25 protein-coding genes are annotated in these 22,520 nt (G+C 37.6%); 17 read left to right on the top strand and 8 right to left on the bottom strand.

The features are described from left to right. The first annotated feature begins 589 nt into the window (after positions 1-589). The 3 genes from HNR27_RS13250 (at position 590) to HNR27_RS13240 (ending at position 1,904) form a co-directional block, all read left to right on the top strand. Positions 590-838 (top strand): hypothetical protein, encoded by a 249-nt coding sequence (locus tag HNR27_RS13250; RefSeq protein WP_429340088.1) that lies wholly within the window; start codon positions 590-592, stop codon positions 836-838. Between the two features lie 134 nt (positions 839-972). Next, positions 973-1,290 carry a hypothetical protein gene (locus tag HNR27_RS13245; protein ID WP_429340087.1) on the top strand — a complete coding sequence of 106 codons (318 nt, stop codon included), beginning with the start codon at positions 973-975 and terminating at the stop codon, positions 1,288-1,290. Positions 1,291-1,406: 116 nt separating this feature from the next. Further along, positions 1,407-1,904 (top strand): LURP-one-related/scramblase family protein, encoded by a 498-nt coding sequence (locus HNR27_RS13240; RefSeq protein WP_212921810.1) that lies wholly within the window; start codon positions 1,407-1,409, stop codon positions 1,902-1,904. 272 nt (positions 1,905-2,176) lie between these two features. On the opposite strand, the gene HNR27_RS13235 is transcribed toward HNR27_RS13240, so the two are convergent. Next, positions 2,177-2,416 (bottom strand): hypothetical protein, encoded by a 240-nt coding sequence (locus tag HNR27_RS13235; RefSeq protein ID WP_429340086.1) that lies wholly within the window; start codon positions 2,414-2,416, stop codon positions 2,177-2,179. 243 nt (positions 2,417-2,659) lie between these two features. Between HNR27_RS13235 and HNR27_RS13230 the strand changes: the two genes are divergently transcribed. The 6 genes from HNR27_RS13230 to HNR27_RS13205 all read left to right on the top strand — a co-directional run bounded on the left by HNR27_RS13230 (position 2,660) and on the right by HNR27_RS13205 (position 8,132). Further along, positions 2,660-3,832 (top strand): amino acid deaminase/aldolase, encoded by a 1,173-nt coding sequence (locus tag HNR27_RS13230; protein ID WP_429340085.1) that lies wholly within the window; start codon positions 2,660-2,662, stop codon positions 3,830-3,832. Next, positions 3,832-5,169, top strand: a complete 1,338-nt coding sequence (locus HNR27_RS13225; protein WP_429340116.1) for a D-arabinono-1,4-lactone oxidase — start codon at positions 3,832-3,834, stop codon at positions 5,167-5,169. The genes HNR27_RS13230 and HNR27_RS13225 overlap by 1 nt, the downstream gene beginning before the upstream one ends. Positions 5,170-5,390: 221 nt before the next feature. Beyond that, on the top strand, positions 5,391-6,023 hold the full coding sequence (locus HNR27_RS13220; protein WP_212921813.1) for a hypothetical protein: 633 nt from the start codon (positions 5,391-5,393) through the stop codon (positions 6,021-6,023). Between the two features lie 199 nt (positions 6,024-6,222). Further along, complete coding sequence (locus HNR27_RS13215; protein ID WP_429340115.1) at positions 6,223-6,762, top strand: bifunctional transcriptional activator/DNA repair enzyme AdaA; 540 nt, start codon at positions 6,223-6,225, stop codon at positions 6,760-6,762. After that, the gene (locus tag HNR27_RS13210; protein WP_429340084.1) at positions 6,749-7,657 is read left to right on the top strand and encodes a DNA-3-methyladenine glycosylase 2; all 909 of its coding nucleotides are present in this window, start codon (positions 6,749-6,751) and stop codon (positions 7,655-7,657) included. The genes HNR27_RS13215 and HNR27_RS13210 overlap by 14 nt, the downstream gene beginning before the upstream one ends. Then, positions 7,650-8,132 carry a methylated-DNA--[protein]-cysteine S-methyltransferase gene (locus HNR27_RS13205; RefSeq protein WP_429340083.1) on the top strand — a complete coding sequence of 161 codons (483 nt, stop codon included), beginning with the start codon at positions 7,650-7,652 and terminating at the stop codon, positions 8,130-8,132. The genes HNR27_RS13210 and HNR27_RS13205 overlap by 8 nt, the downstream gene beginning before the upstream one ends. Positions 8,133-8,252: 120 nt before the next feature. On the opposite strand, the gene HNR27_RS13200 is transcribed toward HNR27_RS13205, so the two are convergent. Further along, entirely contained in the window at positions 8,253-9,443 is a 1,191-nt protein-coding gene (locus HNR27_RS13200) for a coenzyme F420-0:L-glutamate ligase (protein WP_429340082.1), read from the bottom strand. Between the two features lie 121 nt (positions 9,444-9,564). Here HNR27_RS13200 and HNR27_RS13195 point away from each other — a divergent pair, with 121 nt between their 5' ends. Then, positions 9,565-10,467 (top strand): LysR family transcriptional regulator, encoded by a 903-nt coding sequence (locus HNR27_RS13195; RefSeq protein WP_429340081.1) that lies wholly within the window; start codon positions 9,565-9,567, stop codon positions 10,465-10,467. A 615-nt stretch (positions 10,468-11,082) separates the two neighbouring features. On the opposite strand, the gene HNR27_RS13190 is transcribed toward HNR27_RS13195, so the two are convergent. From HNR27_RS13190 to HNR27_RS13170, 5 genes are all read right to left on the bottom strand, one after another. Next, the gene (locus HNR27_RS13190) at positions 11,083-11,571 is read right to left on the bottom strand and encodes a GyrI-like domain-containing protein (protein WP_429340080.1); all 489 of its coding nucleotides are present in this window, start codon (positions 11,569-11,571) and stop codon (positions 11,083-11,085) included. 16 nt (positions 11,572-11,587) lie between these two features. Next, positions 11,588-11,968, bottom strand: coding sequence for a VOC family protein (locus HNR27_RS13185; protein ID WP_429340079.1), 381 nt, complete (start codon positions 11,966-11,968; stop codon positions 11,588-11,590). A 44-nt stretch (positions 11,969-12,012) separates the two neighbouring features. Next, a complete protein-coding gene (locus HNR27_RS13180) occupies positions 12,013-12,642 on the bottom strand; it encodes a hypothetical protein (protein WP_429340078.1) in 630 nt (209 codons plus the stop codon). A gap of 206 nt (positions 12,643-12,848) precedes the next feature. Then, entirely contained in the window at positions 12,849-13,634 is a 786-nt protein-coding gene (locus HNR27_RS13175; RefSeq protein WP_429340077.1) for an RNA polymerase sigma factor, read from the bottom strand. A gap of 41 nt (positions 13,635-13,675) precedes the next feature. After that, positions 13,676-14,668, bottom strand: a complete 993-nt coding sequence (locus tag HNR27_RS13170; protein ID WP_429340076.1) for a hypothetical protein — start codon at positions 14,666-14,668, stop codon at positions 13,676-13,678. A gap of 336 nt (positions 14,669-15,004) precedes the next feature. Between HNR27_RS13170 and HNR27_RS13165 the strand changes: the two genes are divergently transcribed. From HNR27_RS13165 to aspA, 5 genes are all read left to right on the top strand, one after another. After that, positions 15,005-16,264 (top strand): DUF5068 domain-containing protein, encoded by a 1,260-nt coding sequence (locus tag HNR27_RS13165; protein ID WP_429340114.1) that lies wholly within the window; start codon positions 15,005-15,007, stop codon positions 16,262-16,264. A 453-nt stretch (positions 16,265-16,717) separates the two neighbouring features. After that, positions 16,718-17,599, top strand: a complete 882-nt coding sequence (locus tag HNR27_RS13160) for a LysR family transcriptional regulator (protein WP_429340075.1) — start codon at positions 16,718-16,720, stop codon at positions 17,597-17,599. A 112-nt stretch (positions 17,600-17,711) separates the two neighbouring features. Then, entirely contained in the window at positions 17,712-18,083 is a 372-nt protein-coding gene (locus HNR27_RS13155) for a CidA/LrgA family protein (protein ID WP_429340074.1), read from the top strand. After that, entirely contained in the window at positions 18,080-18,754 is a 675-nt protein-coding gene (locus HNR27_RS13150; RefSeq protein WP_429340073.1) for an LrgB family protein, read from the top strand. The genes HNR27_RS13155 and HNR27_RS13150 overlap by 4 nt, the downstream gene beginning before the upstream one ends. A 187-nt stretch (positions 18,755-18,941) precedes the next feature. Continuing rightward, on the top strand, positions 18,942-20,372 hold the full coding sequence (aspA, locus tag HNR27_RS13145; RefSeq protein ID WP_429340072.1) for an aspartate ammonia-lyase: 1,431 nt from the start codon (positions 18,942-18,944) through the stop codon (positions 20,370-20,372). A 283-nt stretch (positions 20,373-20,655) separates the two neighbouring features. Here the strand turns inward: aspA and HNR27_RS13140 are convergent, their stop codons facing one another. Beyond that, positions 20,656-20,973 carry a hypothetical protein gene (locus HNR27_RS13140; protein WP_212921831.1) on the bottom strand — a complete coding sequence of 106 codons (318 nt, stop codon included), beginning with the start codon at positions 20,971-20,973 and terminating at the stop codon, positions 20,656-20,658. A 154-nt stretch (positions 20,974-21,127) separates the two neighbouring features. On the opposite strand from HNR27_RS13140, the gene HNR27_RS13135 reads away from it, so the two are divergent. Together HNR27_RS13135 and HNR27_RS13130 are read left to right on the top strand one after the other, a co-directional pair. Further along, entirely contained in the window at positions 21,128-21,346 is a 219-nt protein-coding gene (locus tag HNR27_RS13135) for a hypothetical protein (protein WP_429340071.1), read from the top strand. Positions 21,347-21,486: 140 nt separating this feature from the next. After that, a complete protein-coding gene (locus HNR27_RS13130) occupies positions 21,487-22,461 on the top strand; it encodes a Gfo/Idh/MocA family protein (protein ID WP_429340070.1) in 975 nt (324 codons plus the stop codon). Positions 22,462-22,520: the final 59 nt, after the last annotated feature.

Below are 22,520 nucleotides of genomic sequence, written 5' to 3'. Positions count from 1 at the left end.
AGATAATGAAAAACGCGGAACTCAGTCCAATAGCCCCGTTCTAATAGACAAAGCTAAAGAAAAACAAGGCCACCAGCGTAATAGGGTCACCTTAATGACAAACGTAATGCATATCATAGTAACCTACCTACCACCTTTTGCTAACAAAACAAACAATCTACCAAGCTCGTTAATGAAATTGCAACGTAATAACCGCAATTCCGACCCAATGAAGCGGGGTTCCTGGGTTCGAAAAAAGATGCTAGCTTTCTCCTTAAAAAGAAAGAGGCAATTGGAATTAGTTTCTTCCACTGCCTCCTAAAATAAATTAAGTATGCTTCACAGTTACATACATCTCCATTTCATTTTCTATATCTTCAGGTTTGTAACGTTCATCCCATAGTTCGATATCGTATCCAAGCGTGTGATAGTTGTTCTCCTTTAGCCATTTACCATATAAGAAATCATAGGATTTATTTGTTCCATACTAAAATCCGAATACCCAATTTGTTTTTGTTGAGTAATAAGGCTAATGGATAGTTCAAAAGTATTTTCTTTGCATAGAAATATGGTATATATAAATGTCTATGTAGAAAAGGAGGCATAGGGTATGCCATTATTTCCACCTAACCAAGGAAGGATTCCTCCAAGGCAAAGACCAAGGTTCGGCGCACCGAATCCAAATTTTCGCTACCAAAATCAAATTAGACGTAGACCACGGAATTCTTTTCCGTTCAACCAAGTAGGGCAAACACAAGGCACAGGAATAAATATGAGAACAATTATGGGGCATGTAGGTACCATAACCAATGGAATCAATATGATAAGGCAAATGGGTTCTATTTTTAGAATATTTTAGCGGTGTTTGATCGGAATAGCTAGATATAGGATGAGATACTGTAACTATTCATTCAAGTAAACGTATAACATTAAAGGAATTTGTTTTTTCTTCCATGCTGAAAAGAGTTCAATTGGTTGAGGGAGGTGCAAAAGGTGTCATCTCAACAAAATAATTGGTTTAATGAGATTCTCTCCCAAAGTGAAGGGGAGAAGGGGAAAAATAGAAACATAGGACCAGGATTTAATCCATTTTCGAACGAAGGGAATTGGATGGGGAAACCCTTTGGTGGGAATGGGAATCTTGGTATGAACGAATTAATGGAAATGATGACGAATGGAAGCTTTCCATTTGGTCCTGGGATGGGGGCTTTCCCATTCGGCAAAGGTATGAATGGGTTTAGTGGCCCGCAACATTGGTTGGGTTTTATCGGTAGAATGTTTGGTAGCGGTCCAAATAGACCTAGAAGATAATGTTATAAGAACAATAACAGCTTAAGAGTTAACGTAACAGCTCTTAAGTTACATAATGACAGGTACCACAAAATAAGGATATAATTTAAACAACATTTTTCATAGGGAGAGGTAGAATGAGGGAGTTATATATCAAGCAGAAGGTGTTTAGTCTAAGTGGAAAATTTACGGTGAAGGATGAAGAAGGAGATGATGTTTATTACGTGGAAGGTAGTTTTATGCAAATTCCTAAGACCTTCTCCATTATGAATCCAACAAGATCCGAGGTTGCACTTATTACGAAGAAGACATTCAGCTTTTTACCGAAATTTTTTGTTGAAGTAGATGGTCGCGAGGTATTAACGATTAAGAAGGAATTTTCTTTCTTTAAGGCACGCTATACTATTGATGCGGCTGGCATTGAAGTACATGGGAACTGGTGGGATATGGAGTTTCAAGTGCTTCAACATGGTGAAGTTGTCGGTAAGGTTAACAAGGAATGGTTCACCTGGGGTGATAGCTACAAGGTACAGATATTGAAGGAAGACATGGAGTCTATCATGATTGCACTGGTTGTCGCTATTGATTGTGTAAAGTCTGATGAATCAGCTGCTTCTGCCGGAGCGGCGACTTAATACAGGGCTACTACATCTATCAATTAAAAATAACAAAATAGGTAGAGAAAGATTGTATTAATTTTAGTAATAAATAGACCTCAGCAGCAGCTAATAATGAAGGGAGGTCTATTTTTTTAGGTCTATGACAAAAAATGCAATCATTAAGACCAGGGTCTGAAGCATAGACACGGCACTTTCCTTGGTATATAGCGTATCGCTTAGCTAAATGAAAAGGAACCGTCCACTTATGAAATAACTACCTTAATCCAATGTAGCCACACAGGTTAGTTTCATTTGAATAAAGTAATACCCATGTAAACTAGTAATGGTAAGAATGCTAGAAAAAGAAATAGTGGTATTTTTTTGCCGTTAAAGGTGGCTAATGAAGAATTAAAGAGATTAACTCCCATTAGAATTAATAGCAATGGAATGTATGACTGATTCATGCTAGCTGGAATTACAAGCAACTTGATTCCCATTAGTGTAGCAATATGAATAGCTTTTCTAGATTTTATTTCCCCCTTTTTCATTTTTCTCAATCCCTCCATTTATGCTTTTTCCTTACATTCAATTTACTATATACTGCAATTTATAAACAGCTGTTTAGGGAATTAATTTAATGAGCAAATGATATCTAATTTTTAATAACGATCTATTATTGTAATTCACCATTTCATGACAGCCTTATAGACATCTCTAGTATTCTGAATCTTTAAAATAATGCTTTATTAATTTTGCATCCTCATTTATGATAAATCTATGAGGTGATGGAAATGGTTCCTAAGATGCTATGGAGGGAGTTATCCCTTCCTGCGCTTTTGTTGGATGGAAATGCTTTTGATGAAAATTGTAGGATGATTGCTGAAAAAGCAAATGGAAAAACGATTAGAATTGCTACCAAATCAATACGCTCGATTCCGGTATTAAGAAGAATTTTTAAAGCAAATCCTCTTTTCAAGGGGCTTATGTGCTATAGCCCTCATGAGGCTATTTTTCTGGCTGAACAGGGCTTTGACGATATCTTGTTGGGGTATCCATGCTGGGATGAACAAGCCCTCGCTGAAATTGCCAAGCTTAATGCCAATGGGAAACAAATTACTTGTATGGTCGATTCCACGCAGCATATTGACCATTTAAACAAAATCAATCAAACGACTAATGGAGTCTTTTATCTATGTATTGATATTGATATGAGCACTTCATTTGGTAGACTGCATTTTGGTGTAAGACGTTCTCCGTTAAAATCCAAGATTGACGTCATTCAGCTAGCGAGGAAAATCAAAGAATCTCCTAGTTTAACGCTTGTTGGAGTGATGGGCTATGAGGCACAAATTGCTGGTGTTGGTGACAAGGTGCCATCACAAAAGATGAAGAACCGAGTTGTCACTATTTTAAAAAGAAAATCCATCCATAAAATTAGAGAACGCAGACGAACGATTGTTCAGGCATTGGAAGAGGAAGGACATCAACTAGTATTCGTGAACGGAGGCGGGACAGGTAGTCTTGATACGACATCTGCAGATGAAAGTGTTACAGAGCTTACTGCTGGTTCTGGCTTTTACTCGCCTTTGCTGTTCGACTATTACCGGGATTTCCGCTATCAGCCTGCTCTATTTTTCTCGTTACCAGTAGTACGAAAGCCTGCACCGAATATTTATACCTGCCTAGGAGGTGGGTATATTGCATCAGGACCACATGGGGAGGATAAAGTGCCAAAGCCTGTCTATCCGCCTGGTGGTAAATTACTTCCATTTGAGGGGGCGGGTGAAGTGCAAACCCCTGTCTACTTTAAAGACGAAAAGTTGGAGATTGGAGATCCGATTGTTTTCAGAGCAGCAAAGGCAGGAGAAATTTGTGAACGGTTTAATGAAATCATTTGCTTTGAGAATCAGGAAATAGTAGAACGCTATCCTACCTATCGGGGGGAAGGGAGATGTTTTCTGTAATGAAGACAGAACAAGGTAAGCGGTGGAGAAATTGGGCACGAACTAGTCAAAGTACTCCTGAGAAAACCTTTTATCCATCCTCTATCGAAGAAGTTGTTTTTATTGTTAAAGAGGCAGTCCAAGAGCAGAAAAGGATTCGAGTAGTTGGAGCAGGGCACTCTTTTACGAAATTAGTAGAAACAAATGACTGGCTTATTTCGCTTGATTTACTAAGTGGGATTGAGGAAATTGATGAAGTCAATCATATGGTTACTGTTCTGGGAGGTACGAGGCTTTTTCAATTAGGTGAAGAGCTTGGACAAGCAGGCTATGCCCAAGAAAATTTAGGGGATATTAATGTCCAAAGCATTGCAGGTGCTATATCAACTGGAACGCATGGCACTGGTCTGGACTTTGGAAATATTTCCACTCAAGTGGTAGAGCTATCTATCGTGACAGCATCAGGAGAAATTCTTACCGTGTCTGAGCAACAGAACGCTCGTTATTTCAAGGCTTGCCTCGTATCACTCGGAAGTCTAGGAATTATTGTTAAGGTGAAGCTGAAAATTATAAAAAGTCTTGTTTATGCATATCAGAGTGATAAAATACTGTATCCGCTTCTTGTTGAGCAGCTAGATCAGTATATTCACGATAACCGCCACTTTGAGTTTTATCTATTTCCTTATTCAGATATTGTGCAGGTTAAAACGATGAATATTACAGATAGGAAGCCCGAGCGTTTACATTTTCATCGCTTTCAAAATCTCCTACTCGAAAACTATTTATTTTACATTCTTTCAGAGTTTTGTAGATTGTTTTCTAAGGGCAGTCGATTTGTTAGTAGACTATCAGCAAGAGCAATTGGAAAAACAACGATAGCAGGGAAAAGTCATGAGCTTTTTGCAACACCAAGGCTAGTGAAGTTTAGGGAAATTGAATACTGTATCCCCATTGAGCATTTTAAATCGGCCATTCAAGAGATTCGGGAATGTATCGAGGAAAAGAAGCATCGCGTCCATTTTCCAATAGAATGTAGGACAGTTAAGGCAGATGATAGTTGGCTTAGCCCTTCCTATCAAAGGGAATCGGCATATATTGCCTTCCATATGTATAAAGGTATGCCCTATGAAGAATATTTCTATGATATGGAAGCGATTATGCGGAAATATGAAGGAAGGCCACATTGGGGGAAAATGCATCATCTCAGCCAGAAGGAATTACTTGCCCTATATCCAAAGCTACCCGATTTTCTAGCTGTAAGGCAGGAATTAGATCCACATGGGGTTTTTCTAAATGATTATTTGAAGGAAATTTGGATAGGTGAACAATCAACCGAGAAATTACCTGTTATGGAGTAAAACTTGAGGCTGATTGATAACATAACCATTTCACTTATTATGATTCTGTTCTACAATTTAAGTAAGAATCTGCTGAAATGCCTTGTCCTTGTTTATGCTTAACGAATGATACAAAATGCCTTCAACCAACGAAGTACTGGTAGTCATTCAGTTAAGAAAACACAAAGTAATATAAGGAAATGATAGAATAAAAGTAATTTAATAGGTGTTTAGCGTAAGAGGTGGTTATCATCAACAAAAAAAGAAAACCAATATTTCAAACTAACCTAGTGAATGTGGTTGTTTTGGCGATTATTTTTGCTCCCTTATTTGGGGCTATTACAGAGAGTCTGAAGGTTTTCATTGGAACTGTGATGACAATTCCAGTTCTGGTGATTCTTCTTTTATGTATCTGGCTTAAATTTGGGCATAGTGGCATATTGGTTAACAGTATTAATGCATTTATCATGATTGCAATGATGTCCTTCTATTGTAGTATTCCATTGTTTTTCCTGTTATGGGGAAGCTGGCTGATTTGGTTGTTGTTAGGGATCTACCTTGTTACGTTCCTAATCGGCTATAAATATAAAGAAAAATTAATCATGAAGCTCGCGATTACAGAGGGAAACGACGGTGTACGAAGACCAGCAAAATTCCTTCTCTATTACTCATTAGGAGTCCTTTTTATTGGGATAATTGGTGCTGTCGTTGTAAATATTGTTATTTATCATGGTGGGGCTAAGATTATCGTGTTTGGCTTCTTCTATGTCTTATCCTATTACTTATTTGCGGTTAGCCCCGCTTTCTTAGTGAAGCCTACGAAAGCATTGGAAATGGGGGCTATAACAGAAGAGCATTATAATGAATACCATTGATATGGGTTAGTGCCTGTCTCAACGTACCTTTATTTACTGAAATGGTCGAGAAAGGCACTTTTTTTCTATAGTATATTGAACACAGACCATAAGAGCAAGAATGAGGATGAAATGAGGCTCGGATATTGTTAAAATGAACCCAATGATAAAGGAAGGAGTCCGGTATTAGGTGACGAATATTAATCTTTCGTTTGATGAAATGTGGGAAAAAATAATGGCCTGTGATCGGAAATATGATGGTCTTTTCTTTACAGCAGTTAAAACGACGAAAATATACTGCCGTCCTTCCTGCCGATCAAGGAAGCCGAAAAAGACAAATGTTGAATTTTACTATGAAATGAGTAAGGTGGAGGCTGCAGGTTATCGTCCTTGCAAAAGATGCCAACCAGAGGTTGATGAATCGCCACATATGGAAATAGTTCGAAAGGTCACCACATTTTTAGTTAATCATTATAAGCAAAATATTGCTTTGAAGGATATTGCGGATCACATTGGTTTAAGTCCCTTTTATCTGGAGCGACTTTTTAAAGAGGAAACATCTGACACGCCACGTATGTACTTAGAGAAAATACGCATCGATAAAGCGGCACACCTTCTTTCCAGTACGAATCTTACAAATTTAGAAATCTGTTATGCGGTAGGGTTCCAAAGTCCTTCCAATTTTTATAAAGTATTTCGAAAGCAAAAAAACTGTTCACCTAGTGAGTATCGAAAGGAATTCCACCATGAATTGGGCTGATTATCCATCACATATAGAAATTTATCCGCCAAAGGAATTTAATTTTAAAGAGTGCCTTGTCTTTTTAGAAAGATCGGATCAGGAAATACTCCATCAAGTAAAAAACGAATCGCTTTATAAATTAATCCCTGTGGATGAATCCCTCATTCTATGTAAGATTAGATATAGCGATGAATGTATAAAGGTTGATTTCCCAATAAGTGCTCCGTCAAGTGAAAAACGTAAAAAGGCTGCTGAGTATATTTGGGAATGGTTTGATTTGGACTGTAAATTAGGGGAGTTTTACCAAATAGCAGGTAAGGATAATGTCTTGAGAGGATTAGTTCAGGATTATTATGGATTACGAATCATGTGTATTCCAGATTTATTTGAGGCTTTGGTATGGGCAATTATCGGCCAGCAAATTAATTTAACATTTGCTTACACATTAAAGAAACGCTTCGTAGAACAGTTCGGAGAAAGTTTACGTTTTGAAGCGGATACGTTTTGGGTTTTCCCCACCTTTGAAAAAATTGCTTCCTTGGAGGTTGAGGATCTAAAAAAATTGCAATTCTCTACCAGAAAGGCTGAATATGTGATTCATATTGCCAAAGCTATGACTAGCGGTGAATTAGCAAAGGAATTATTGCTCCAGCAACAAGATTATCAACAAATAAAAGCTTCATTAATGGCAATTAGAGGTGTTGGAGCATGGACAGCAGATTATGTTATGATGAAATGCTTACATCAAACCACTGCCTTCCCAATTGCGGATGTCGGTCTTCATCATGCATTGAAAAATCAATTAGGACTAGACAGAAAACCAACTATAGAAGAAATTATGGATATAGCAGTTAATTGGGAAGGCTGGCAAGCATATGCTACATTTTACCTTTGGAGGTCTTTATATGACTAAATTATATCAACTAGACTACGAATCACCAATTGGTGTCATTGAAATAACGGGTACGCATGAGGCGATAACAGCTATTTTATTTTCGGAGAATGAAGAAAAGAAGCATGATCTTCAGCCAGAAACACCAGCCGTACTCGTAGATTGCTATAACCAATTGGATGAATATTTTAACGGCACTCGCCAGGCATTTACCATTCCTTATGAATTGGAAGGGACAGACTTTCAAAGAAAGGTTTGGAATGTTTTGACGGAAATTCCATACGCTGGCGTACAGTCTTATAAGGATATTGCTGTTTCCGTTGGGAATGAGAAGGCAGTTCGTGCGGTGGGTAGTACGAATGGAAAAAATAAAATAAGCATTGTCATTCCGTGCCATCGTGTGATTGGTTCTAACGGAAAAATGACTGGTTATGCAGGCGGCGTTTGGCGGAAGGAATGGTTGCTGGAGCATGAGAAGAATGGAATAAAGATGTAGTTAGACCGTTTAATTGAGCATTATTTTTTAAGGAGATCGAATGATGATGGAGAAGTATCTTCTGCCATCTTAAATAGAAAAGGATGCACGCTATCAGTTCGTGCATCCTTTTATCATCTATTACTTCGTATAATTATCAAAATATCCTTGAATATAAATCATTGGTGTTCCTTTATCACCACTACCAGAGGTTAAATCAGATAGGGATCCAATAAGATCTGTTAGTCTACGTGGTGTCGTTCCTTGTGCTTCCATAGCACCAACTAGATCTTCATTTTTGTTCTGAATGTATTCCGAAATTGCTTGCTTAAGCTCTTCTCCACGTAAATGAGAGAAGTTATTATCTGCAAGGTATTTTAATTTTACCTCATTTGGTGTACCCTCAAGTCCAGAAGTATAGGCAGGTGATACGACTGGATCAGCAAGCTCCCAAATTTTTCCGACAGGGTCTTTGAATGCTCCGTCACCATAAACCATTACTTCAACGGTTTTACCCGCTACTTCTCTTAGCTTTGCTTGAATGCCATCGACAATTGGTTGGCAGTTATTTGGGAAAAGCTTAACGCTATCTTCAGTCGCTTTATTTGACCCAAGTAGACCATAGTCTGCGTTAAATCCACTACCATTAATAGATTCAGAAAGTACATCATCAAGGCCAAATACTCTTTCAGCACCATTGCTTTTCAGAATGCGCTTTGTTCTGGCACGAGTGTGAATGTCACAGGTTAGTACGTTTTTTGTATAGTCTAGAATAGTTTTTGGATTGTTGGAGAAGATGACTTCACAGGCTGCACCTTCTGCCTCAATTAATTCTTTATAGTATTCGATATAATCAACACCTGTAAATGGATGCTTCTTATGACCGAAATGCTTACGGAAATCAGTTTCTGATAGTACATCTGTCCAAGGGTTAATACCTTTTACATCTAGTTCATCGATATCGACAAGATGGTTACCCACTTCATCAGCAGGGTAGCTTAACATTAACACAATACGTTTTGTTCCTCTTGCAATTCCTCGAAGGCAGTTAGAAAAACGGTTACGACTAAGGATTGGGAAAATAACTCCAACAGTTTCTTCGCCGAATTTCGCTTTTATATCCGCTGCTATATTATCAATCGTTGCATAGTTTCCTTGTGCACGAGCAACAACGGATTCAGTAATCGTAACAATGTCACGATCTTCAATAGTAAAGCCTTCCGTTTCTGCTGCATGTAATACCGTATTTACAACGATATCTTCTATATTGTCTCCAGTGTTAATGATTGGTCCGCGGAGTCCACGAACTACAGTTCCAACTACTCGTTCCATATTATCTCTCCTCAAATAAGAGTGTGGTGGGTAATCAATTTTTTGATCCTATGTAACTATAACCTATCGATTGATATAAGTAAAATTAATATTTATAATATCTGTTATAAGGGGTGTTAATATGGTTGGAAAATTAGATCTATATCGTATTTTTTACACTGTTAGCCAGAATAGAAGCTTTTCGAAGGCTGCACAGGAATTGTATATGACACAATCTGCAGTTAGTCAGTCAATCTCCAAGCTAGAGAATGAATTAGCAATTCAGCTATTTAACCGTACCTCTAAGGGTGTTGAATTAACCATGGAAGGAATGCTGTTAAGTGAGCATGTGAAATCAGCACTCGGTATGATCCAGGTCGCAGAAGATAAGCTATCCGAGTTTAAAACCTTAAAAACAGGACAATTACGTATCGGGGTTGGGGATACCATCTCACGTTATTTCTTATTACCTTATTTGGAGGGGTTTCACCAAGCACATCCCGGCATTAATTTAAGTATCTTAAACCGCACTACCTCAGAAATCATCAATCTTATTAAAGCTGGAAAAGTAGATGTAGGTATCTGTAACCTACCGATTCAAGACGACCAACTCCAGGTTACCCCATGTAAGGAGATACAAGATACATTCGTTTGTGGTGAGAAATACAAGGAAATAACCGAAAAACCAATTAGCCTAGCAACCTTAATGAAGCTACCGTTAATTTTCCTAGAAAGGAAATCAAACTCCCGTATGTTTGTGGAAAATTTCCTGAAAGAGAGAGGATATCAGGTATCACCTGTATTTGAGCTTGGCTCCTATGATTTGGTTTTGGAGTTTACAAAAATAAACCTCGGTATATCCTGCGTAATCAAGGAGTTTGCAAAGGACTATTTAGACAGAGAGGACTTATACGAGGTGAAGCTGGAAGAGCCCATTCCAAAAAGAAGCATTGGCATAAGTTATTTGAAAAATGTTCCCTTATCACAAGCTGCAAGGAAGTTCGTCGAGCTAATAAATGAGAACACGGTAGGAAGCTGGAAGTAGATCGATTGGGATAAGGAATGGTAGCAATTCAATTGTCCTAAAAGTGTGAAGTTGTATAGGGTGAGGTTACACATAAACTCCGTGACTTTTAAAAGACTGGGTTAATGAAAAACTTGGCTTATAGTCCGATAGATAGTTTCTAATGGACAGAGTTATCGGAAAACATGGGAATCAGTCTAATAGAACAGTTTTAATAGACTCAGTTAACGAAAAACACGGAATTCAGTCTAATAGAATGGCTCTAATAGACTAAGTTAACGAAAAACATGGAATTCAGTCTAATAGAACCACTCTAATAGACTAAAATTAAGAAAAACGCCGAAATCAGTCTAATAGAACCGCTCTAATAGACTAAGTTACCGAAAAACGCGGAATTCAGTCCAATAGAATGGCTCTAAAAGACTAAGTTAACGAAAACTGTTGAATTCAGTCCAATAGAACCGCTCTAATAGACTAAGATAACGAAAAACCCGGAACTCAGTCCAATAGAACTGCTCTAATAGACTAAGTTAACGTAAAACCCGGAAATCAGTCTAATAGAACCACTCTAATGCTAGTTGTCTCCTTAAAAAAGAGGCATATGGAATTGTTTTTTTCCACTGCCCCTGAAATAATTTAGGTGTTCTTCACAGCAACATACATCTCAATTTCATTTTCTGTATCTTCTGGTTTGTAACGTTCATCCCATAGTTCGAGGTCGTATCCAAGAGTCTGATAGTTACTCTCCCCTAGCCATTTACCATATAAGTAATCATAGGATTTATATAATTCTGATTCTAGTCCATGATGTGTATAGGTAACATAATCATTTTCGGGTACGTGGTGTATGATGGCATCCGGTGGTAAATCAGAGGGCTCAGATACTTCGTAACCAATGATTTGTGTAAAGGGGTCTGTGTGGGCATTGAAATGCTCTTTCATCGGATACAGTTGAATGAGATAAATATGATTACCGATCTTATTCTGGATGTTATCTGCATTTGCTTTCAGTCTCTCAGTTGTTTTTTTACCTAACTGCTTCTCTTCAATTTCTTGTAGGTTAGCTTTGAAAGTATACCCAACTACCTGAAACGACTTTTTATGTACCAGTTTTGGTTCTGACATCTTCGTCCACCTCTCATTATAGTTTTTTGCTAGCATCACATTGGACATTGAATCGGTTACCATCTAGATCATAAAAGTCTAAAAAAAGGTTATCTCCTGCATCAACTATCTCAGTGACATTAACCTTGTTCGCCTTTAATTTATTGTAAAGACCATGAATATCCTTTGTGTGGAAACCGATTACGCCATGTTTTGCGTCATTTTGGGTGAAATTAATACCCTTGCTATCATTTGTTTCTATTAAAAATAGCATTTGCCCAGAAGGCAGATTAAGCTGGGCAAGTTGTTCATCTTCAATATGCCAGATGAACTGAAAATCGAGCACATCAACGAACCATTTTACAGCTTGTGGAATATTTTTTACTGGGATTTGATTATAAAGAATTTGTTCAATCATATATATCACCTCCCCCTATGTGTTCAAAAATCATGGATACCTAATCAGCCAGTTTTTTCGATTTTTATACAAATAACTGTTTTACAATTATGAGCAGGATAGCAATCCATCGCTGGGTTAAGATAAATCTCCCGGTGAGGCAGAATCATTTGATAGCCTCGTCGATTTACTTCTTCCTCCATCTCCGCTAATGTGTCCTTTGTATCTCGGTAATGGCCAACATGCAACTGGAGTGCTTCTAAAGCAGCTGCTTCTCTTCTAAAACTAATTGCTGGTAATTCGTCAACACGTAGGTTTTTCATTACCTTTTCTAATGCCCTCGTAAAGATATCCTCTGTAATGAAATCTGGAACGAGCATCATTCTGTCAACAAGCCACTTCTGATCCTCTTCCTGTTGAAGCCAAATCATTTCGTGAGGCATCAGCTTAAAGCGGTAGTCCATCTCCGTTTTGGTAATTTGCTTTATTTGGTTTACGACTTTAAAGCCAATCCACTTCTCGTCCTTTGGCTCTGGATGACCATCCCAATCCATATGAAAGGACGTACACATACGCTGTGAGACATAACAACGCTCGGGCAATGTTTCGATAACCGTTTTGCCCTCCTTAATTTCGTAGATTTGTTTTAATAGCTTGCGGTGGTTGTTTGTCTTCGGTTTCGCTGTGTTTACCATAATAACCCTCTCCTTTTTACTGAAAACTTGTGTTCTATCAATGGAGTTGTTAAATCGTCTATTAACCTTACATAAACGAGCAAGTTTTTGCAGGGAGCCACAAAAAATTAACCTTTCCATAAAGATAAACAATCGAAGCAGTCTTGGATGGGAATTAGCCATTTAGTTGTTTGATCGGATGACGGATTTAAGGATCTCTTGAATGATTAAAAATCTGGTGGGGGTGCTAAAATTTTCTTAGCTGGTAGCTTAGCACGAGCGCGATTTTTGACATAATCGTTAATCGAAATACGGATACGTTCTCTTTGCACCTTCCGTTTTGAACGTGACAATAGATTATAAACATTGGCAGTCTGCATTCCAAATAAACCTGCTATATCAACAGGTGTAAGTTCACCAAAAAAGTGTGCTTCAAAAATGCTACGTTCTTTATCTGTTAAACAATGTAATAACGAGCGGATGTTTTCCATGATTTCTGCTCTTAATAAATAGGCAATTGGTTCTTTTTGCTTTGCGTGCTCCCTAGATGAACGAGACATAAAGAAGAGGATTTGATCCACGTCACTCCAATCAACTCGTTGAGCATGGATTGTTCCCTCTTCATTCGATTGTGTAAATAACGCAAATGGCTGCTCATTTCGGTAAGGTCCACCACGACGCATTTTCATGTAAGCCTGATTACGAACAATTTGTCTCAGCCAGGGAAGAAATTTCTTCGTGTCCATTAATGTCCCTAGCTTCAGAAAGGCACGGATTAATGCATCTTGAACGATATCTTCTGCAAGAAAGGTATCCTTTGTAATCGATTGTGCCCATCCGAGTGCTTTTTCTCTGTGAAGACGCACAAGCTCACCAAAAGCATCTTGGTCCCCTTTGCGTGCTTTTTCTACGAGCTCTGTTGGTGGGGTGATATGTAATGATTGCATGGTCTGGTTATCAAGAGCGACACTTTTCATACTCAATTCTTCTGACGAGCTAATTGGGATGTTCATACGATTAACCCCTTCGTATTTTTCTCAAGTGAATAGCATGCTTAATGGATCCATACTTCTGAATGATAGGCTTTCATAAAATGAAGTAATCTTTCGAGTAACTTGATTCCATCTTCTTCTCCTTGCTTGGCAGTCGTTAATAAAGCAATTGCTTTATCGGAGTGAGCAGGATTTTGTGGATTTCCACCCTCTGGGAAGGGAAACAAGTCACGCATCTCAATAAGTGCTGCTGCCGTTTTTTGATAGCATTGAGCGGCTTCTCCAGCAAGTTTGCGAACCGTCCTCTCAACGATGTTATCTGCCGTCCAAGTCTGTTCAAGTTCTTTTAGAAATTGCACAGCAAACTCACGTGCATCACTAATAACATGGATATTATAGGCCTGCCCATATGGATCTGCTTTTCGCTGTTTTAATACGTTCATCCATGCATCATATCCCTCTAGCCCCATCTTATACTGATCCTTAAAAATATGATTCCACTCACGACCAAGTGTATGATCGACAATCATATCGAGAGCCATTCGTAATCGTTCATATTTAGAGTGAGGAAGCTGTTCACTGATTGTAGTTGCAAATAGAACCCCAGAATGGACATTAGAAAATTTTTCATACGGAATTGTACCATTGTTAACAGCATCCTTGCCGTGGAATACCTGCTTCTCGTCGTCATACCCGTAAATCAAACCAAATTCAGGGACAAACAAATCAAAAGCGATTGCTGGATACCCACGATCAATGGAATCCTGAATCAATGCAATGGTTCGAGTAACATTTTCTGGTGAGACCGGTGCTTCCGCATCCGCTAGGCAGCTGATAAATCCTAAATTGCATAAATTGCGACGCAAAATATAACCACCTGGGAACATGGTAGGTCCAGCTACGTTGACCTCTTTACAGTCAATATTAATACGAAAGGCATGACCCGTAAGCCCCATTACATCAACTAAGGAAAAATTACTGTTTTCCCCATAAGTAATTGCCCCATAAATCGCAGCTGCAGCTGATGTGTTTGTTCGATTCCATTGTTTTTCCATTGTTATTCACCTCGTTAACTAATGCTAATCTTTGTCACCGCACAATTATTTCCCCTATTATACCATTATTTCAAAATATTAATTATTTTCTTTCATAAGGATTTTCGTGCGCTTTATAAGAATGATGCCATCAGTCAATGGAATCTATCAATTTCATAAAAAAAATAAGAAAAAAGATAAATTGGGGTTAATTAGCTACAATTATCAGTCAAAAGTCGCGTGACAATAGACTTAGAAATAGAACTTTTTTCTCATCAATCACTACTTTTTCCTTATATTACTAAAAAGATTGATATGTTAGAATGTTATCAGTTTGTTGAAAATGGAGGTTGGAAAATATTGGCTAGAATATGGATGCTCCTTGCTACAATGATGCTAACATTATTCATTATTACTGGTTGTGGGAGCGACAAGAAAGAAACAAAGACAGATAAGAATGAAAGTGTCTCTGAAGAAAAACAGGATGAGACAAAAGAAGAAAAACCAAAAAAGGATAAAACTAAGACCACTGCAGGTGAAGCTAGTGATGTCTCCGAGTTAATTGCTTATATGGAGAAAGAAACAGAAGGAACTGCAAAGGTTCTCTATGAGAACAAAGAATCACAGGTTCATGAAATGGATGGTGTTTCTGTTTCATTAGATGAATATACAGTAGTTGAACTTAATGATTTTCATGATGATTTCAGCATTCCTTTTAATGATGAGACAAATGGTGCCGTCATCATTGCTAAATATACAGTAACAAATGAATTGGATAAGGATGTTTATTATATGCCTGCTTTTTATCTATCATTTACTGGTGCTGATAAGGCATATAATAATTATAGAGATTTATTGCCGGAAGAAGAGCAGCTTGATTCGAAATTACCACCGTCAGATGATTACGTATTAAAAGCAGGTGAGTCTGTTACAGGTTACTATACATACCCATTTGGTGAAACGCATTTCGATAAAGCTTTAGATGTATCTACTGTAGCAGTAGAGGTTCCAGCTGCTGAAGCTGTAAAGGGTGACTTTGGTAATCCAATCGGTAAGGTTGGTCAATTTACACTAAGCTTAAATGCTGCTGGTGCAGAGAAAGTTACTGCGAATGAAGCTTTTTATAAGGACAGAGTAACAACGGATGACATGGGCGTAAAGAAAATGCTGAAGGAAAAGTCTAATATTGGAAAGAGTGAAAAGTTAGGCGATGTTACAGTCACTTTAGATGGCTATCAGTTTACAGAGTTTACACCAAATGAAGTAGAGGCACCTCGTTTTGTTGATTTTAAAAATGGAATTGTATTACTGACAGTAAAATTCACACTAGATAATAAAGGCTCTGACGCTATTGGCTTATCATCCATGACTTCAAAGCTGACTGTTAATGATGGTTTGCAATATATGTTTGATCAAGGCATGCTGCTTAATTACAGTTATGATGACCTAATTGATGCTGGTAAATCTGGCGAGTATCTACAAATCTATACACTGGACAAAGAACAGTATGAGAAAATTTGGAAGGATAAACCTTTCGAGCTAGAAATTGGTCCAATTAGGAACCAGGATGCAACAGATATTTCTAAAGGAAAAAGAGTTAATTTTGAGATCAAATAATAGTTATATTAATAGGAAGATTACGTAGTTTAGATAATGAGAGAAAATGTGAAATAACTCTCTATAAATTTAAATCTAAATACAACACGATTAACACGTTGCATAGTCGCTAGGATTTTAAGGTAATCCTAAAGAATTAGATAGATTTTTTTAGTGAAAGTTAGTTGGGCAAGTGTGCGGTATTATTTCGCGCTCTTGCCTTTTAATTTGTTTTCCTATGTTTGTTATTACCATAATTCATTTCAAATTCCTGATAAGGCGATCGATGTATTTTAATACAACTTGATAAAAAGAAGCTCCGACCTCATCATTCCATTGAAGTCTTTAACATGGGCTATCCTTTGCTGTGATGAATAAGACTAACTTGGGGAAGAAATATAATGAATTGTAATAGATGTTAAATAACGATATTTCGTGTAACATGTTGTTTGCAATTACAGAGGGGGTTATGCTTTGGAACTAAGACAATTAACATATTTTATTGAAGTGGCCAAATATAAAAGTATTACGAAAGCGGCAGAGCAGCTTCATATTTCTCAGCCGGCTTTGAGTAAGTCTATTAAGGCATTAGAGGAAGAGCTTGGTACAACATTGCTTATCCGAACAAATAAGACTAGCCATATAACAGATGCAGGGAATGTAGTATTGGAGTATGCTCGTAAAATGACAGGATTAGTAGGTGAAATGAAGCTAACCTTGAGTGATTTAACAAATTTGTTAGTCGGACAGCTTAATATTGGCTTACCGCCTTTCATCGGTAGCTTGTTTTTTCCCAAGGTTATGGCACAGTTTCACCATGCTTACCCGAATATTAAGCTAGATATTACCGAGTATGGTGGAGCAAGGGTCGTAAAAAGTGTGGAGGAGGAAGAGTTTGAGCTAGGTGTTGCCGTGCTACCGGTAGATGAAGCTATCTTTAATGTATACCCTATTGTGGAGGAAGAGATGCTACTGCTGGTTCCTAAAAATCATCCTTTAGCGAATCGTAAAGAGGTATACATAAAGGATCTAAAGGATGAAGAGTTTATTTTTTATCATGAAGAATTTGCATTGAATAAAATTATTCGTAACCACTTTTATATTACTGCAGGCTTTGAGCCAAAGATATTATTTAAGAGCTCTCAATGGGATTTGATGTCTGAGATGGTTGCAGCGAATTTAGGGTTGTCCATATTGCCAAGGTCCATCTGTAATCGTCTATTTGCGAAGGATATTAATATTGTCAGTTTAAAACCCACGATTATGTGGAGATTGGCTGTTATTACGAAAAAGGGAAGATATATTTCTCATGCTGGAAGAACATTTATTGATTTTATTGTTCAAGACAGGCTATAACTAAAAGTAATGAAAACTATTCCAAATATGTATTTTACGAATGGCAAATAACGGCGTAATATGACTCTTAGTGAATGAAATATAAAGCATTTATCACAAAGGAAGTTTTATCATGAAAAAACTAGGAGTCATTATCATACAGGTATTATTTTTGCATGTATTTTTGTTTTTAGGAATTATGTTAAAGCATATTATTCCATCACCTATTCCGTCATCGATGTATGGATTACTTTTATTATTTTTGGCTCTACTTTTCCATATTGTAAAACTAGAATGGGTGGAACAAGGAGCGGGCTGGTTGATGGCGGAGCTATTATTGTTCTTTATTCCTTCAGCTGTCGGTATTGTAAATTATCAACAAATAATCAGCCTGCAGGGCTTAGAAATAGTAGTGCTAATCACAGTAAGTACGATCATTGTAATGGGTTTAACAGCATTAACTGCAGATAAAATTGCAGTTAGGAAAGGGAGAAGATCATCATGATGATAATCGTGTATACAGTAGCCACTTATTTGATCTATCTTCTTTCCAAGAAAGTATATTCAAAATGGAACATCCCATTTTTTCACCCATTATTACTTTCTCCAATCTTATTGATTGTGATGATATCTTTGACACATGTAACAGCAGACCAGTATATGGAGTACTCGAAAGTTCTGTCACATCTTCTAGGACCAGCCACTGTTGCATTTGCCGTACCGATTTATAAAAATATAGCGGTAGTTCGAAAAAATATCGGTACCATATTAGTTAGTATCATAACTGGAACGTTAGTAGCTATCTTTTCTACGTTTGTTTTGTCCAAGCTTATTCGTCTTAGCTATGACTTTAGTATCTCGATTCTCCCAAGGTCAATCACAACCCCAATAGCAATTGAGGTGTCGAAGGAGATAGGAGGTCTACCAACATTAACGACCGTTTTTGTAATCATTACTGGAGTTGTTGGTGGTATTGTAGGACCAACTGTACTTCGATGGCTGTCTATTCAAACACCTATTGCCAAGGGACTTGCACTCGGAATGGGTGCACACGGTGTCGGTACGAATAAGGCAATGGAATATGGAAAACAGGAAGGAACATTTTCTTCTTTAGCCATGATATTTGCAGCATTAATCACGCTAGTATGGGGGATATGGTTGATTCCGTATTTATAGGAGGGACAGCATTTGTCTGTCTCTTTTTTATTAATTTTAAGTAGGCGAGAAGAATACAAACTAGAAAAATAAGTTAATTGAAATTTTTATCTTGCTTTTTCCTCATGAAGTTCTATAATTAGCCTCGTAGACAATGATTTTTGTTTTTATAGACTTATATTATTGGTGGATGTAGAGGAGATATTATATGACACTCACAATAGAAAAAACACGTATCGAAAAGGACTTTTTAGGGGAAAAAGAGGTCCCAGCAGATGCTTATTATGGTATCCAAACCTTAAGAGCCGTTGAAAACTTCCCGATAACAGGGTATCGAATTCATGAAGAACTAATTAAAGCAATGGCAATTGTGAAGAAAGCAGCAGCACTTGCTAATATGGAAAGTAAGCGCCTTCATTCCGATGTTGGCGAAGCGATTGTTCAAGCTGCAAGTGAATTAATGGAAGGGAAATGGCATGATCAGATTATTGTTGACCCTATCCAAGGTGGAGCAGGTACTTCCATTAATATGAATGTGAATGAGGTAATTGCTAACCGTGCGATTGAGCTCTTAGGGAAGGAAAAAGGAAATTATACGTTTTGCAGTCCGAATACGCATGTCAATATGTCCCAATCAACGAATGATGCATTTCCAACTGCTATTCATATAGCTGTACTCAATATGATTGAGAAGCTAACACTTACAATGGAAGAGATGCAGCTAGTCTTCCAGCAGAAGGCAAATGAATTTAGTGATGTAATTAAAATGGGTCGTACACATCTTCAGGATGCGGTTCCTATTCGCCTTGGGCAGGAGTTTGATGCATATGGCCGTGTTATTTCACGTGATATTAAGCGGATTAAGCAATCACGTCAGCATTTGTATGAACTAAACATGGGGGCAACCGCTGTAGGTACGGGTTTAAACGCGGACCCTAGCTATATTGAGAATGTCTTAAAGTATTTATCCGAAATAAGTGGGTTACCTGTAACTGGCACAGAAAATCTTGTCGATGCGACACAAAATACAGATGCCTATACAGAAGTATCAGCAGCATTAAAGATTAGTATGATGAATATGTCAAAAATCGCCAATGATCTCCGTTTAATGGCCTCTGGTCCAAGAACGGGCTTAGGAGAAATCACATTACCTGCAAGACAGCCTGGTTCATCCATTATGCCAGGAAAAGTGAATCCAGTTATGGCAGAGCTAATCAATCAGGTAGCATTTCAGGTTATTGGCAATGACCATACGATTGGCCTTGCGTCTGAAGCTGGTCAGCTTGAGCTCAATGTGATGGAGCCTGTACTTGTATTTAATTTGCTACAATCCATTAGCATCATGAACAATGCATTCCGTACATTCACGGATCATTGTTTACGAGGAATAAAAGCGAATGAAGAGCGTTTAAAGGAGTATGTGGAAAAGAGTGTTGGTGTTATTACGGCGGTGAATCCACATATTGGGTATGAGCTTGCAGCGAAAATTGCTTCTGAGGCAATATCCAGTGGAGAACCAGTCCGTGAATTATGCTTACGATACGGTGTCTTATCAGAAGAACAGCTAAATCTAATCCTTGATCCGTATGAAATGACACATCCGGGAATAGCGGGTGCTAGTTTGTTGAACAACAAGTGAAATGGGGAACAGTTGGGGATATAACTAACAGAATTATTGTAGTAAACGAACAATGAATGAAATTAGCTCTAGAAATAAGACGTAGACTCTCATGGAGCCTTCGGAGCAGGCTAAAAGTGAAGCCTTCCATTGTTCGGAGTTTGATAAATTTATGCGATTTTATTAAATTGAGCCCACTGCATCTTAAATTTCAGGATGCAGAGGGCTTTTTGTTCATTTAATGAACTGGCTAGTTATAGTAAAAAGGAAGCTTCTCTTTAATAGATTTATTACTTACTTCTATTTAATTAAAGGATTCGTTATATTTTACTTTACTTTTTTCTTTATCCTTCCATTCATAGTAAAATTCTCTATTATCCTTTAAAACAACGACTACGAAATAGTTGAAAGGATAAACTCCTGTAGTCCCTTTATAGGCTTTAATGCTCTCGATTTCATCTAAATAAATTCCTCTGTTATGAAATAAATCATTTGTGGTTGCTACTAATAATTCTTCACGCTCTTCAATTGCACCTGTTTTATAATCTTGATAGTAAAAGTAGCCAATTACACCTAGCGATAATAATAATAATAAAGACGATACAATAGCCAATTTCTTCATACTAAAAACCTCTCTAGTTATGATTATTTTTCAAAAAGTATTTTGTGATTATGTGATATATTCTACCTTAGATAATACATGTATTAAACTAAATTATGAAAATGATGTCAAAAGTGAAAAAGACTTTCGTGAATGTTGGGTGAACTTTGCACCAATGGTAGTAAATATTCTTGGGTTTAAGGTTAATGTTATGGACCGAGCAGCCACCCTTAGCTTTGGTCCTGTACAGCAGGCGGGATGCTTTTTATCAACAAAACGAAATCAGGGCTTTGGAGAAGAAAATGGGGATCTAACAACATTTAATATTCCGATGACTAGTGTATATGACCCTGATTTAATTGATTCGAATTCACAAAAAAATAGTATACTGTAAATCTAAGTATAGGCGCTCATCCATTTTGGGGCGTCTATTTCTATTGCTGAACATGTGAGGTTTTCTTAAATGGAGAAGTGAGGTAGAATCAGAGATACAGAGATGATACACTAAATTTCCCATAAGAAAGTAGGGTTTATATGAAGCTAGGAACAATAGGAACAAATTGGATTACGAGTGCTTTTATAGAGTCTGCAAAGGAACATGGAGAATTAACGCTACAATCCGTATATTCCCGGACAGGCGTGAAGGCTAAGGATTTTGCGGAGCGTCACGGTGCTAAGGAGTACTTTACTAGTCTTGAAGAATTTGTAAAAAGTGATATTGATTGTGTGTATATAGCTTCTCCAAATTCCTTGCATTTCGAACAGGCAATGCTATGTTTACGACATAAAAAGCATGTCATTTGTGAGAAACCCATTTTCTCAAACCGTAAAGAGTTGGATCAAGCGTTTGCAGCTGCAGAGGAGAATGGTGTTTTCTTAATAGAAGCTATGCGGAATATACATATGCCAGGTTTCAAAGTACTACGGGAAAACCTAGAAAAGGCAGGGAAATTGCGAGGTTCAGTCCTGAACTATTCGAAGTATTCTTCTCGATACGATAATGTTCGAAAAGGAGAGGAACCAAATATATTCTCGTTAAATTACTCTGGTGGGGCTTTAGTTGATTTGGGTGTTTATCCACTCGCGCTTGCTGTTGCCTTATTTGGAGAGCCAGTGGATGCGACATATTACCCTTCCATTATTCGAACCGGTGTAGACGGTGGCGGTACTTTAGTATTACGATATTCAGATTTTATTTGTACCATCTTATGTTCCAAAATAGCAACCTCATACAATCCATCAGAAATTCAAGGAGAAGAGGGAACATTTGTCATCGATGATCTTGGTACACTTTCAACGATTACATGGATGGATCCTGCCGGTGAGCACATTTTAACTGAAAAACACCAGCATCTCGATATGTATTATGAGGTTGAAAGCTTTGTCAATATGATTAAGAACAATGATCAATTAACATACAAGCGGCTGAAAGAGATCAGCCAACAAGTCTTAGCAATTACGGAAAAGGTACGGAAAGATTGTGGCATTATTTATGCGGCTGATAGGTAAATTATTGATATAGTGAACCTATTATGATGGAGGACAAGCGTGTATTAAATAGATATTCT

The organism is Ornithinibacillus bavariensis (genome assembly GCF_050433565.1).
Taxonomy (GTDB): Bacteria; Bacillota; Bacilli; order Bacillales; family Amphibacillaceae; genus Ornithinibacillus; species Ornithinibacillus bavariensis.
The sequence above is the reverse complement of the archived record's forward strand: the minus strand, read 5'-3'. Positions and strand labels throughout refer to the sequence as shown.